The 13626-nt window shown below is 28.1% G+C and carries 11 protein-coding genes; 9 read left to right on the top strand and 2 right to left on the bottom strand.

Going from position 1 to position 13626, the window contains the following annotated elements; translation table 11 throughout:
* Positions 1-157 precede the first annotated feature (157 nt).
* The 4 genes from NT01CX_RS07545 (at position 158) to NT01CX_RS07530 (ending at position 3665) form a co-directional block, all read left to right on the top strand.
* Positions 158-556 (top strand): hypothetical protein, encoded by a 399-nt coding sequence (locus NT01CX_RS07545; RefSeq protein WP_011722472.1) that lies wholly within the window; start codon positions 158-160, stop codon positions 554-556.
* A 194-nt stretch (positions 557-750) separates the two neighbouring features.
* Positions 751-1770 carry a hypothetical protein gene (locus NT01CX_RS11975; protein ID WP_011722471.1) on the top strand — a complete coding sequence of 340 codons (1020 nt, stop codon included), beginning with the start codon at positions 751-753 and terminating at the stop codon, positions 1768-1770.
* Complete coding sequence (locus NT01CX_RS07535) at positions 1767-2462, top strand: M48 family metallopeptidase (protein WP_011722470.1); 696 nt, start codon at positions 1767-1769, stop codon at positions 2460-2462. The genes NT01CX_RS11975 and NT01CX_RS07535 overlap by 4 nt, the downstream gene beginning before the upstream one ends.
* A 9-nt stretch (positions 2463-2471) precedes the next feature.
* Positions 2472-3665: a M20 metallopeptidase family protein gene (locus NT01CX_RS07530; RefSeq protein WP_011722469.1), complete on the top strand. Its 1194-nt coding sequence runs from the start codon at positions 2472-2474 to the stop codon at positions 3663-3665.
* Positions 3666-3772: 107 nt separating this feature from the next.
* Here NT01CX_RS07530 and NT01CX_RS07525 read toward each other — a convergent pair whose 3' ends face one another.
* A complete protein-coding gene (locus NT01CX_RS07525; RefSeq protein WP_011722468.1) occupies positions 3773-4714 on the bottom strand; it encodes a LysR family transcriptional regulator in 942 nt (313 codons plus the stop codon).
* A 313-nt stretch (positions 4715-5027) separates the two neighbouring features.
* Here NT01CX_RS07525 and NT01CX_RS07520 point away from each other — a divergent pair, with 313 nt between their 5' ends.
* The 5 genes from NT01CX_RS07520 to NT01CX_RS07500 all read left to right on the top strand — a co-directional run bounded on the left by NT01CX_RS07520 (position 5028) and on the right by NT01CX_RS07500 (position 12237).
* Positions 5028-6494, top strand: coding sequence for an SLC13 family permease (locus NT01CX_RS07520; protein WP_011722467.1), 1467 nt, complete (start codon positions 5028-5030; stop codon positions 6492-6494).
* A 13-nt stretch (positions 6495-6507) separates the two neighbouring features.
* Complete coding sequence (locus NT01CX_RS07515) at positions 6508-7227, top strand: hypothetical protein (protein WP_011722466.1); 720 nt, start codon at positions 6508-6510, stop codon at positions 7225-7227.
* Between the two features lie 46 nt (positions 7228-7273).
* Positions 7274-8527, top strand: a complete 1254-nt coding sequence (apgM, locus tag NT01CX_RS07510; protein WP_011722465.1) for a 2,3-bisphosphoglycerate-independent phosphoglycerate mutase — start codon at positions 7274-7276, stop codon at positions 8525-8527.
* 196 nt (positions 8528-8723) lie between these two features.
* Complete coding sequence (locus NT01CX_RS07505; RefSeq protein WP_011722464.1) at positions 8724-10055, top strand: MATE family efflux transporter; 1332 nt, start codon at positions 8724-8726, stop codon at positions 10053-10055.
* Between the two features lie 145 nt (positions 10056-10200).
* Positions 10201-12237, top strand: a complete 2037-nt coding sequence (locus tag NT01CX_RS07500) for a thioredoxin domain-containing protein (RefSeq protein WP_011722463.1) — start codon at positions 10201-10203, stop codon at positions 12235-12237.
* A gap of 109 nt (positions 12238-12346) precedes the next feature.
* Here NT01CX_RS07500 and NT01CX_RS07495 read toward each other — a convergent pair whose 3' ends face one another.
* Entirely contained in the window at positions 12347-12967 is a 621-nt protein-coding gene (locus NT01CX_RS07495; protein WP_011722462.1) for a cupin domain-containing protein, read from the bottom strand.
* Positions 12968-13626 lie beyond the last annotated feature (659 nt).

Genomic DNA, 13626 nt, shown 5'->3' with positions numbered 1-13626 from the left:
GTGTTCTAATTTACAGGAAACTAAAACGAAATAGTGAAAAAATGACGAAGAAGAATTAAATAATCTTTTTTATGTATGAAATCATTCAAAAGTAGTAAGACAGTTAAAAATATAAATCTATATAGTTTCTATGATTATAAAAAGGATGGATGACATAATGAATAAAAAATTTATAAAAGAGCAATGTAGAAGACTTAAAGTTATACATAGAAATGAAAGTGAAGAGATAATAGAGGAAAATGACTTAGATGATAAGTGGATATTAGTTCATAATGAAGGTCATGAAGAATTGATCAATAAATTAAATGGATATCTTGAATTTATATTAAATAATAAGCAAGATACTAAAAGATGGTTAAGAAAGAATATTAAAAAGTCCAATAATATTATTAAAAATCTAAATAAAAAATACAATAATTTTGTTAACGATGAAGTCATGAATGAAGAGGATGAGAAAATTTATGATTTTAATGATGGTATTTGTTGTATGGGATACACATTAATCAATATTATTGATGGAAAAATGTATATAAGCAAATTGAAGGCTAAAAACTAAAAATATGTATTTCTAAAAAACTAGTGATTAAATTTAATCGCTAGTTTGTAATTATATATAGCCATTTTTATTAAATTTAAAAATTCAGTATATATAATTAATGAGTTCACATTAATAAGTATAAAAAAGAAAAATAAATCTTTGAAAAAGAATAATTAGAGTTACATTTTATTTGATTTAGGAGGAAGATAGGGATGAATTTACTAGAAAAAGATATTGAAGATATTATATATAATTCACCATGGCTATTGGATGAGCGCTATGTTATTCCCAAGATTAAAGGTAGCAGAAATGAATTTGGAAGACAAATTAATATTGGTAGGAATGGGCTGAATAGATACATAGATTTACTATTTAAGGACACCAGAGATAATAGACCTGTTATTGTAGAATTAAAAAAGGAGACTTTAATAAGAGAAAATATTGCTCAAATACTTGAATATAGGGCATTAATGGTTTCTATGGATGACGAAAGTAAAATAGAGTGGAAAAGTGAGTTTGGACAAAATTACTATTATCCTAAATTAATACTTGTTGGGACATTTGCTTCAGAAGAAGTAAAAATAAGTGCTAATTTAGCAGGTATTGAAATAAGAACTTTAGTTGGAATAGAAGATTTAGAAGTTAATTTTAGTGATATTAAGGACATAAATGATAAATTAAATAATTGGAATAAATTTCTTAATACTGGCAATAGAACTCTTGAAGATAGAGATGAATGGATAGAGGAAGTATATCACTGGACAAAAGAAATAATAGATGAATATGAAAATAAAGAAGTAAATACAATAAAAAGGTTGTATAAAACATCTATAAAAGATGCATGGATAACAGAAAGAGCAAATGCATTTATAAATATCCCATTTTATTATAAAGATAGATATTTATGTGGATTGTATGAATACTATGATGAGGAACTAAGTTTTTCACAAGACCATGTTTATTTTGATTTTTTAATTCAAAGTATTTATTATAAGGAATACAAAAATCATGAACAATTAGAAGAAATGAATAAAAAATCAAATGAATTGATAAAAATTAAGGGGTATAAATTATTAAATTTTGAAGAAGGAATGATGTCGATAAAACTACCAAGAAGTATTTTAAATAATTATAATAAGTTTAAATATAAATTGATTTCATTAATTGATGATGCTGTATATATAAATGATAAGGTTGCTGAAATATTTAAAGATTTTAATAAAAACACATGAAAATTAATTATGAAGGCATGGAAATAGAATATAAACTAAGTTACAAAAGAAGAAAGACTTTAAAAATTTCAGTTAAACCTGATTGTACAGTAGAAGTAGTTGCTCCTTTAGGAGTAAGTGAGGAAGAGGTTAAGAAGATTATTTTAAAAAAATCTAAGTGGATATTAGATAGGAAAAAGTACTTTAAAGAAAATCCTCCAACACAAGAGATAATAAGTTATAAAAGTGGAGCAACCCATAGGTATTTAGGAAAGAACTATAAGCTTAATGTATTCTCTTCTAAAAAGAACTATGTAAAATTAGAAGAGAATAATATTTACATATATTCACGGTATAGTACCAATGAAGAATACAATAAAAAGTTGTTATATAATTGGTATAGAGAAGGTGCTAAAATAGAGTTTGAAAGAGTTTTTCAAGAATGCTTTGAAAAATTTACAAAATATAATTTTGAAAAACCAACTTTGTCTATTAGAAAGATGAAGAGAAGATGGGGAAGCTATACACCTTACAAAAATCATGTAATGTTGAATTTAGAATTAATAAAGGAAGATAGGGAACTAATTGAATATGTTATAATCCATGAACTTTGTCATATAAAACATCAAAATCATAGAAAAGAGTTTTATGAGTTTTTGAGTGAAATATTGCCACTGTGGAAAGATAGAGAAAAGAGACTAAAAGAAAGATGAGGTATACATATGAATAAAATTATGAATCAAGCAAAATCAATAAAGAATGACTTAATAGACTACAGAAGAACTATACATAGTAATCCTGAAGTAGGATGTGAGCTACCAAAAACTAAAGCTTATGTAATGGATAAATTAAGAGAGTTTGGATATAATCCAAGGGAGATATGTGAAAGTGGTATAGTTGCTACAATAGAAGGAAATAAAAAGGGAAAAACATTTTTACTTAGAGCTGACATGGATGGACTACCAATGGAAGAAGCTACTGAATGTGATTTTAAATCAACTAATGGTTGCATGCATTCATGTGGACACGATATACACACAGCAATGCTATTAGGTGCGGCTAAATTACTTAAGGAAAATCAAGATGAAATAGAAGGAACAGTTAAATTAGTATTTCAGCCAGATGAAGAAGGATTTACTGGAGCGAAAAGAATGCTAGATGCAGGTGTTCTTGAAAATCCTAAAGTTGATGCGGCTATGGCTATGCATGTGAGTTCTGGAACACCTTCAAATACTGTGTTATGTGGACTTGGAACTACTATAGCAGGATGTATTAGATTTAGAATAGTTGTAAAAGGAACAGGATGTCATGGAGCTATGCCAGAACTTGGGGTAGATCCTATAAATATAGCATCACACATATATATATCTTTACAAGAAATAATCTCTAGCGAAATATCGGCTCTTCAATCTGCTGTTTTAACAATAGGTAAGTTTGTAGCTGGAGAAACAGGAAATATAATACCTGGTGAAGTTATTATGGAAGGTACTATAAGAAGCTTAAATAAAGAAGTAGGAGAATTTATATTTAATAGGATGAATGATATAGTAGTGTCTACTGCTAAGATGTTTAGGGGAGAAGCAGAACTTATAAAACTTCCATCAGTACCACCATTAATTAATGATATTAATCTATCTAAAGAAGTTACTTCTTATGTGGAAGATTTGATAGGTAAAGATTCAGTTATTTTATTTGAACAAGGTGGAATGGCATCAGAGGATTTTGCTTTTTACTCAGAGGAAATTCCAAGTGTTTATTTAATGATTGGTGCTGGTTCAAAAGAAGAGAATTCTTTATATGGTGAACCAATGCACAATAAAAAGGTAGTATTTAATGAAGATATATTAGTTACAGGTGCAGCTATGCATACTCATTGTGCTATTTCATGGCTTAAAAACAATAAGGATAATGCATAATATTTAAAATAAGAAGTTTAGTATATTAAAATTAGGCTAGTTTTTATAAATAATATTGTCAATTAATAAAGGAACTTACTATGTTACTTAGTAGGTTCCTTATAAGTTTATTCATCACTTGTTTTACATAATTCTGATGATTGTATTCCTTTACCTTTTGAAATCATAATTTCTTTTGCAAATTTTAAAAACAATTCAGTGGAAAGTGGTAGTTTTGCATCTTTACGTTTTATATAATAAACATAACGCAGTAATTTAATATCATTAACTAGCTGAATTTTAGTTAATAATCCTAGATTAAGTTCTTGCTTTACTGCACTTTCAGATACTACAGATATTCCTAAATTATCATAGATGCTTTGTTTTATTGCTTCAACACTTCCAACCACACATATGTTTTTTGGAACAAATTTAAAGTTTCCTGTCTTCTCTAAGTAGTAAATTAATGAAGTGTTTGGATTAGATATTAAAAAAGTTTCATTTTTCATCTCATGAAAGAATATTCTTTTTTTCTTAGCCCAAGGGTGATTATTATTTACTACTATTACAAGAGGATCTTCTAAAATAGGTTCGCATAATATGTCTTCATTGTCAGACAAGTAGGGCTGAGAAATTATTCCTAGAGAATAAGTTTTATTTAGTATGCTATCAATTACGTTTTGGGTATATTGAACATTATTAACTACGGTGATAAAAGGATATTTTTGTCTAAATAAAAATAATATATTTGGCAATATATATGTTCCAGGTGTACTAGATGATGTAATTGATATTTCGGATTCTTCCATTAACTTTGATTGTAGTAAATGTTCTTTAGCATTAATAAAAGTATTTGATATTTGCTGGGCATAGGGTAGAAAAAGGATACCATCTTTAGTTAGCTCAGCTTTTTTTGAATTTCGGTTAAATAAACTACAGTTTAAGTATTTTTCAAGCCTTCTAATTCTCATAGAAATTGCAGCTTGTGTACAGAACATTTCTTTAGCTGTTTTTGTAAAACTTTTATTCTGTGATATGAGTAAAAAAGTTTGAATAGTTTCTAAGTCCACTATTTTTCCCCCTTATACAATATAGATTAATAAAATTTAAGGATTTTATTGAATTTATACATAAATATTATTTATTATAGTATAAGCTATTTATTATATAAAGTATATAAAAATAATAGTATAATATTATTGTTTTAATTGAGTTATAAATAATATTTATGAATAGGGTTTAATTAATATAGTTATAAATAATATTTATGATTGTTATAATTAAATATAATTGGAATATATAAAGTTTTTTGATTATTATTAATTTATCAAACAGTTAACTTTTGATTGAATTTTATATTTTATAAAAGGAGAGGTTAAAATTATGGAAACAAAAGTTAAGGTTAAAAAGGTAAAAAGTCCTTTTGAACTTAAAATGCAGTTTTTTGGTTTACCATTGGCATTATTAGTTTTTGCAGCAATATATACAATGCCGACTCCAGTGGGTTTATCTTACGCAGGAAAAATGGCATTGGGAGTTTTCCTTACAGCCCTAATACTTTGGATTACAGAAAGTTTACCTAATTATGCGGTATCTTTACTAGTAATTGTTGCCTTACCATTAACGGGAGCTTGGACTGAAAAACAAGCTATGGGAGTTCTTGGATATGAAGTAATTTGGCTTACTTTTGCCGCATTTATAATAGCTTCTGGTATGGAGAAAAGTGGACTAGCCAAGAGAATGGCATTATATTTAATAACTAAGTTTGGAAAAAGTGTTAATAGTGTATTGATACTTCTTATTGTAATAAATTTCTTAATATCATTTGTTGTTCCTTCAACTACAGCTAGAGCAGCTATGATGTTCCCAATAGTACTTTTAGTTGTGGAAGCTTTTGAAGTAAATATTAATGATCCAAATAATAATCTTGGAAAATTACTTGCTATACAAGGTATACAAGCTAATAATTTTTCTACGGCTGCAATTGTTACAGCTACATCATCACAAATTCTTGCAATTAGTTTTATAAAAGATTTCACAGGACATGATGTTTCTTGGATGGAATGGTTTATAGCATCTGCACCAATTACAATTTTAACTTTAGTTGCAATGTTTTTTATAGGTAAGATGTTATTTAAAATACCGAAAACAGATTCAAAAACACTTGATCTTACGAAACTTAAAGAAGAATATAATAAGCTTGGAAAAATGACTATTACAGAGAAAAAGGCACTAGTAATTTTTGCTATAACTTTAGTTCTTTGGGCAATGGATAGTCTTCAACTTAAACTTTTCGGATTCCAACTAAGTCTTGTAATGGTTGCTATATTGTCAGCTGGACTTTTCTTCTTACCTTATATAGGAATTTTAAAATGGAAAGAAGCAAAAATATCATGGAATCTATTGATATTTGCATGTGGTGCTTACGCTGCTGGTGTAGCACTTGATGAAACAGGATTAGCATCTTGGGGATTAAAGATTGTTTTTAAGAAGTTAGGAGTAGAAAATATGAGCTTTACTGTATTATTTGCAGTAATAATGTTTATTGCAAGTTTCAGCCATCTACTATTTACTTCAAAGACTGTGAGAACTATTATACTTATCCCAACTATAATTGGAATTGCAAATACTACAGGATATAATCCAGTTGCATTAGCATTACCAGCTGCATTTTGTATAGCAGATACTGTTACTTTACCGCCTCATAGCAAAGTTAATTTGGTTTACTATGGTACAGGATATTTTACAGTACTTGAACAAATGCTTTATGGAGTACTAGTGTTACTTGCTAAGTGGGGAATATTAGTTTTAGCTTCACTTACATGGTTTAAAATTATAGGAATTGTATAGGAGGGACAAAGGTATGAAAAAAATGATTTTTGCCCTATTAGCTGTTGTTTTTACTTGCATGGTTTCTGTTAATGCTTATGCAGTTGATTTAGGAAAGTTAGAAAAGGTTGAGGATACTATTATACCTGATGGAAAAAATGCAATTATATCACAAAAAATTACTGCTGTAACAAATGATAAAGGTGAAGTTGCTTTTCCGCTTTACAGTAAGAGTAAGATATCAAAAGTAGAATCTATAAAAGGTAATATATCTGAAAAACAAAAGAAAGTAGAGTATGGAGATGAAAAATATAATCTTATAGTATTTAAGGAAAAGAATTCTCAGGTTATTTTTCAAGTATCTATGAATAAAGAAAATGGTTATAAGGGGAAAAAAGCTAAGATTGGTGATACTTTTCCAGGAGGAGCATTAGCTATAGAACATAAAGTTGTAAATACTTCTCCAAATACTATTAAATCTTATTCAACTAAGATAGCTGTGCCAAAGGGAAAAGAACTTTTAAATATTGTAGGATATGATGCTAAAAAAGATTTTAAAGTAACAGAAGAAAATGGATATATATTTGGTGGATTTGATTTTGGAAGTGTTAATTCTGGAAAAGAAACTAAATTTGCTATAAATACTTTTAGTCCACTTAAAGTACACAGAATACTTGTGTGGGTAGGAGCTGTTGTATTATCAGTGGCATTTATGCTTAAAAATAAACATTTACTTAAAGGTAAAAAAGCTTAGAAAAATACTAAAGATTTGGAATTTATATATTAGGGTGGTGTAGGTTATGAGAAAAAGACAAGGAGTACTTATCATATTAGATGGGCTAGGAGATCGTCCAAATCCTCAATTAAAGGGGATGACTCCACTTGAAAGTGCAGAAACACCAAATTTAGATTATCTTGCGTCAAGAGGAATGTGCGGAAATGTTTATCCAATAGCACCAGGTATAAGAGTAGGTACTGATGTTGGACATCTTCACATATTTGGATATGATAGTGATAAAGTTTATTCTGGAAGGGGACCACTTGAAGCTTATAGTGCGGGAATAAAATTAATGCCAGGTGATGTTGCATTTAGAGGAAACTTTGGAACTATTGATGAGGATTATACTGTTATTGATAGACGTGCTGGTAGAATTCGTAAGGGTACAAAAGAATTAGCAGAGGCACTTAATGGTTTAGTGTTATCTGATGGTACACAAGTTCTTGTAAAGGAACTAACAGAACATAGAGTTGCAGTTGTTTTAAGGGGAAATGAATTAAGTGACAAAATATCATGTACGGATCCAGGTACTGCAGAAGAAGGTGCTAAACTTATTGTTCCAAGTGCATTAGATGGCACAAATAATGCAGAAAAAACAGCAAAAAATTTATGGGAATTTACAAATCGTGCTTATGAAATTTTAAAAGAACATCCTATAAATAAAGAACGTGAAAAACAAGGGTTAAAGGTTGCTAATGTTGTAATAACTAGAGGAGCAGGTCAGGAAAATCATATACCATCTATTAAAGAACTTTATAATATAAAGGCTGCTTGTGTAGCTGGAGATATAACTGTTGGTGGTATTGCAGAACTTGTAGGAATGGATTACTTTAGTGATGAAAGTTTTACTGGAAGTTTTGATACTAATCTAATAGGAAAAGTTAATTTAACTCTTAAACTTCTTAATGAAGATAAATATGATTGGGTTGTAATGCATGTTAAAGCCACTGACCTTGCAGGACATGATAATCTACCAATGGCAAAAAAGGATATGATTGAAAAGGTGGACAATGCTATTGGAATAATTCTAAAAAATATTGATCTTAATAAATGCTATGTATCGGTTACAGCGGATCATTCTACACCTTGTGAAGCACGAGATCATACTGGGGATGGAGTGCCAACAATTATTTCAGGTGGAGATACTAGAAAAGATGGTGTTAAATCTGCCGGAGAATCTCAATTTACATCAGGAAGTCTTAACAATATTACTGCAAATGATGTTTTTATGTTACAGATGGATTTATTAGGCTTTACTGAAAAAGTAGGTTCTTAAAACAAAATATTTTAAAAAAGGACATCTATCTATAAAAGATAGGTGTTCTTTTATATTTTATAAACTAAAATAACTTTGAAATATATGAAACATGATTTTCCATATATTGATTTATATAGACAAAAGTTAATAAATACTATATATTTATTAATTGACAAATAAGACAAATATATAAACATTCAAAGGAGTTAAAATCATGGAAAAAAGATTAACCAAAGATATATTAAACTTAGCTGCTCCAATATTTCTTGAAACATTACTTATAATGTTACTTGGTTTTGGAGATATTCTTGTTTTAGGCAGATATTCTGATAATGCAGCCATAGCAGTAAATACAGCTAATCAGCCTATAAATATAATGAATATAGTTTTTACACTTATGGCAAGTGCGTCTTCAGTCTTAATATCACAAGCACTTGGAGCTAAAGATAGAAAACGAGCTTCTGAAATTGCTATAGTTTCTATAATTTTTACACTGGTACTCGGAATTTTTTTTACCTTATTTTTTTGTTTTATGGGAAAGGAGGTTCTTATTCTTATAGGATTAAAAAAAGAACTTCTTGAGTATGGACAAGTTTATACTTTAATTGTAGGTGGATTTTTATTTTTGCAAGGAATTATATCTGCATGTACTGCAATAGTAAGGACTCATGGTAGACCAAATGTTTCTCTTAAAATTACATTCCTTATGGTAGTATTAAATTTATTTTTAGACTATGTACTTGTTTATGGAATTTTTATATTTCCTTCATTAGGTGTAGCTGGAGCTGCTATTGCAACAACAATTAGTAGGTTTATTGGAGCATTAATATTATTTATTTATGTGTTTAAGAATTTTGAGACACTATCCTCTTTTAAAATTATTAAAAATTTTCCTAAAAAAGTATTAAAAGAATTGATGAAAATAGGAATTCCTTCGGCATTAGAGTCTTTAAGTTATAATGTTGTACAAATTATATTAACTTCTTTAATATTACGTTACTTAAGCAAAGAAGACATAGCAGCTAGAACCTATGTTTTTCAATTAGCTACATTTGTGTATGTATTCTGCCTGTCTATTGCCCAATCAAACCAGATATTAATTGGGTATTCAGTTGGTGAGAAGAATTATGATATGGCTAACAAGACTTGCATGTTATCAATGAAGTTATCCTTAATTATTACTATGATAATGAGCTTTATGGCAGCTTTATTTAGATATAAATTGATTTCTATATTTACAACTGATGAAAAAGTTATTTTAATAGGAGCAGGTATTTTAATAGCAGATATTGCTGTGGAGTTTGGTAGAACATTTAATCTTATATTTATAAGTGGCCTTAGAGGGGCTAGTGATGTAATATTTCCAGTAGTTATGGCATTAATATCTATGTGGGGTATTTCATTAGGATTAGCTATAGTAAGTATATATAATGGATGGGGAATTATAGGCATATGGTTAAGTGTAGCTTTAGATGAATGTTTTAGAGGAATTTGTATGCTTATTAGATGGAAAAGTAAAAAGTGGATTAACAAAAAACAAATATAAATCACAAAGTAAAGCCAGTTAGAGTAACTTTTTATAAAATTATTCTGACTGGTTATTTTTATTTTAGAATATGGATAAGTGCATATCATTTCGGTATTAATGGTAAGATAAATTTAATTGCTAAGCATATAGGAGGTACTTTTTAATGAATGTTTTAGAAAAAGAAAAAGATAAACATAATAATCCTAATAAATTAATAAATGAAAAATCACCATATTTACTTCAACATGCTTATAATCCAGTACAGTGGTATCCATGGTGTGAAGAAGCTTTCATAAAAGCAAAAGAGGAAGATAAACCTATTTTTTTAAGTATAGGATATTCTAGTTGTCATTGGTGTCATGTTATGGAAAATGAGTCCTTTGAAGACGAAGAAGTGGCAGAGATTTTAAATGATAATTATATATCTATAAAAGTAGATAGAGAAGAAAGACCAGATGTAGACAATATATATATGACATTTTGTCAGGCTGTTACAGGAAGTGGTGGATGGCCTTTAACAATTATAATGACACCTGATCAAAGACCATTTTTTGCAGGAACATATTTTCCTAAAAAAAGGATGTACGGTAGACCTGGACTTATTCAAATACTAAATCAAATAGCAGATGAATGGGAAATTAATAAAAATAATATTATAAATTCATCCGATGAATTATTAAAAACATTAAAAGAACATGAAGCACAAGATAAATCAGGAGAAATAAATGAAGAAGTATTACAAGATGCTATAGAAGAAATGAAATATTATTACGATGATGTTTATGGGGGTTTTGGTATTGCACCTAAGTTTCCTACACCTCATAAGTTGATGCTGCTTTTAACCTACTATAAAGAATATAATGATAAAAATGTGCTACATATAGTAGAACATACACTGAAATGTATGTATAAGGGGGGAATATTTGATCACATAGGTTTTGGCTTTTCACGTTACTCTACAGATGAAAAATGGCTTGTTCCTCATTTTGAAAAAATGCTATATGATAATGCATTATTAGCTTATGTATATACTGAGGCATATCAATTAACAGGTAAATCTTTTTATAAAGAAGTAGCGGAAAAAATATTTACCTATATCTTGAGAGACATGACCTCACCTGAAGGAGGATTTTATTCTGCAGAAGATGCAGATTCAGAAGGTGTAGAAGGAAAGTTTTATTTATGGAAGTTAAATGAGATAGAAAATATTTTAAAAGAAGATTATAAGAAATTTTGCAATACATATGACATAACTAGAGTTGGCAACTTTGAAGGAAGTAATATACCTAATTTAATAGGTAAAGATATAGAAAATATAGATAAACTAGAATATATAAGAGAAAAGCTTTTTCAAATAAGAGAAAAGAGAATTCATCCATTTAAAGACGATAAAATATTAACTGCTTGGAATGCACTAATGATATCAGCACTAGCCTATGGAGGTAGGGTTTTTGAAAATAAAGAATATATAAAAAGAGCAAAAGATGCCTATGATTTTATAAAAAATAATTTAATAAGAAAAGATGGGAGACTTTTAGCAAGGTTTAGATATGGAGAAGCGGCATATATAGCGTATCTTGAAGATTATTCTTTTTTAGTGTGGGCACTTATAGAACTTTATGAAGCTACATTTGAGTCTAAGTTTTTAAAGGAAGCACTATACTTTCAAGATGAAATGATAAAACTATTTTGGGATGAAAAATCTTATGGATTTTTCCACAGTGGTAAGGATGGAGAAAAGCTTATATTAAATTTAAAAGATAGTTATGATACGGCAATACCATCTGGAAATTCTGTAGCAGCTATGAATTTAATTAAACTTTCAAAAATCACAGGATATAATAGCTTAGTAGAAAAAGCATATAAAATGATTAAAGGTTTTGGAGGAAATATTAAAGAAAGTCTGCAATCTCATAGTGTATTTTTAATGGCTTATATGAATTACATTAGACCTAGTAGACAAATAATAATAGCTTCTAATAAAGAAGATAAAGTGCTTAATGATATGATAAGAGAAGTAAACAAAAAGTTTATGCCATTTACAACTGTACTATTAAATGATGGAACTTTAGAAGATATAATACCCTCTATAAAAAATGAAAAAATAATAGATAATAAAACTACTGCTTATGTATGTGAAAATTTTTCATGCAATAGACCGGTGAACAATGTAGAAGATTTTAGAAAATTACTAAATTAGATAATAATAAATATAAGAAAGAAAAGACTATGAAAAAAGCTGTTAGGGGCTTTGAAATTCATAGTCTTTTATTTAATCAATTTTAAATACAAATAATAAAATAAGAAGTTTATTCTTCAGCAGCCTCTGCAATTGCTTTGGTTTCATGAACTGTACCATATGGATGCTGAGGTGGTGCATATATGGAGTATAATTTAATGGGCTTATTACCAGTATTGATTAAATTATGCCATTTACCAGCAGGGATAATAATTGCAAAATTATCGTAGACATTTCTTTGGAAATTTAAGTTAAATTTATTATCACCCATTTTAACAATTCCTTGACCTTCTTCAATACGTATAAACTGATCAGTATTAGGGTGAACCTCTAAACCTATGTCTTCTCCAACGTTTATGCTCATTAGGGTAAGTTGTAAATGTTGTCCAGTCCATAATGCGGTACGAAAATTATTATTGAGTTTAGTGGCTTCTTCAATATTAATTACAAATGGTTTTCCACCATAATCTTTTAGCTGAAGTGAATTGTAATTATTTGGAGATTGCCCCCAACCATGTCTTGAATAGCATTCCATTTCATCATCATAAGGAATATATTTTCTAGAAAAATTATTCATAAAACTTGATATATACATTGGATTGTTATAGTAATAAGGACACGGATATGCATTATAAGGATTATACATATTATCTAAATAAGGGTTTGGATGTACGTTATAAGCATTGTACAAATTGCTCATTCCTTTCATAGAACTTTATAACTTTATAATATGTTATATATTTAGATGTGTGATTTTAGTGACAAGATTAGACTATAAAATATATAGAAATTTATTAAGATAATCAGAGTATTAGAACATTTAAAACTATTCTTTTAGATAATATATTTACTATTATAATTTATTGATTATGAATTATATGAAAATTATGGAAAAAATATTTAATATTTTATATAATCATAATATATTTTATGTTTATTTGTATATATAGAAAAAAATGTAAAGTATATATAAATATATACAGAAGGATAACATGTACACTATATGTCCATGTTATTGACTAATATATTATATAGAGAGGTGATAAACATGTATGAAGAAAAAGGTGGAAAGGTTAACAGAAGCTTATTGATTTATGAAAAATTTATAAGGAGGGAAGTTGTAAATAAAAAGCAATAAATAGATAATACTCAAAGAAAACATGTTAATGAGCTTATAGTTAATGAGTTATTTAATTTTGTGCCATTGAAGCACAATGATAAATTATTATCTAAAATATGGGATTTAATTGAGTATATAAGACTTAAACAAGTCATAAATATAAATTATGTGAAAGTGTATAGGGTTAAAGTTAATAGAACAATAAAACCAGTAGCTATTATTTTTCAGAG

The sequence above is a fragment of the Clostridium novyi NT genome, assembly GCF_000014125.1.
In the GTDB taxonomy this organism is placed as follows: domain Bacteria; phylum Bacillota; class Clostridia; order Clostridiales; family Clostridiaceae; genus Clostridium_H; species Clostridium_H novyi.
Note: the sequence above shows the minus strand (reverse complement) of the source record. Positions and strands in the feature narration are given on the sequence as shown.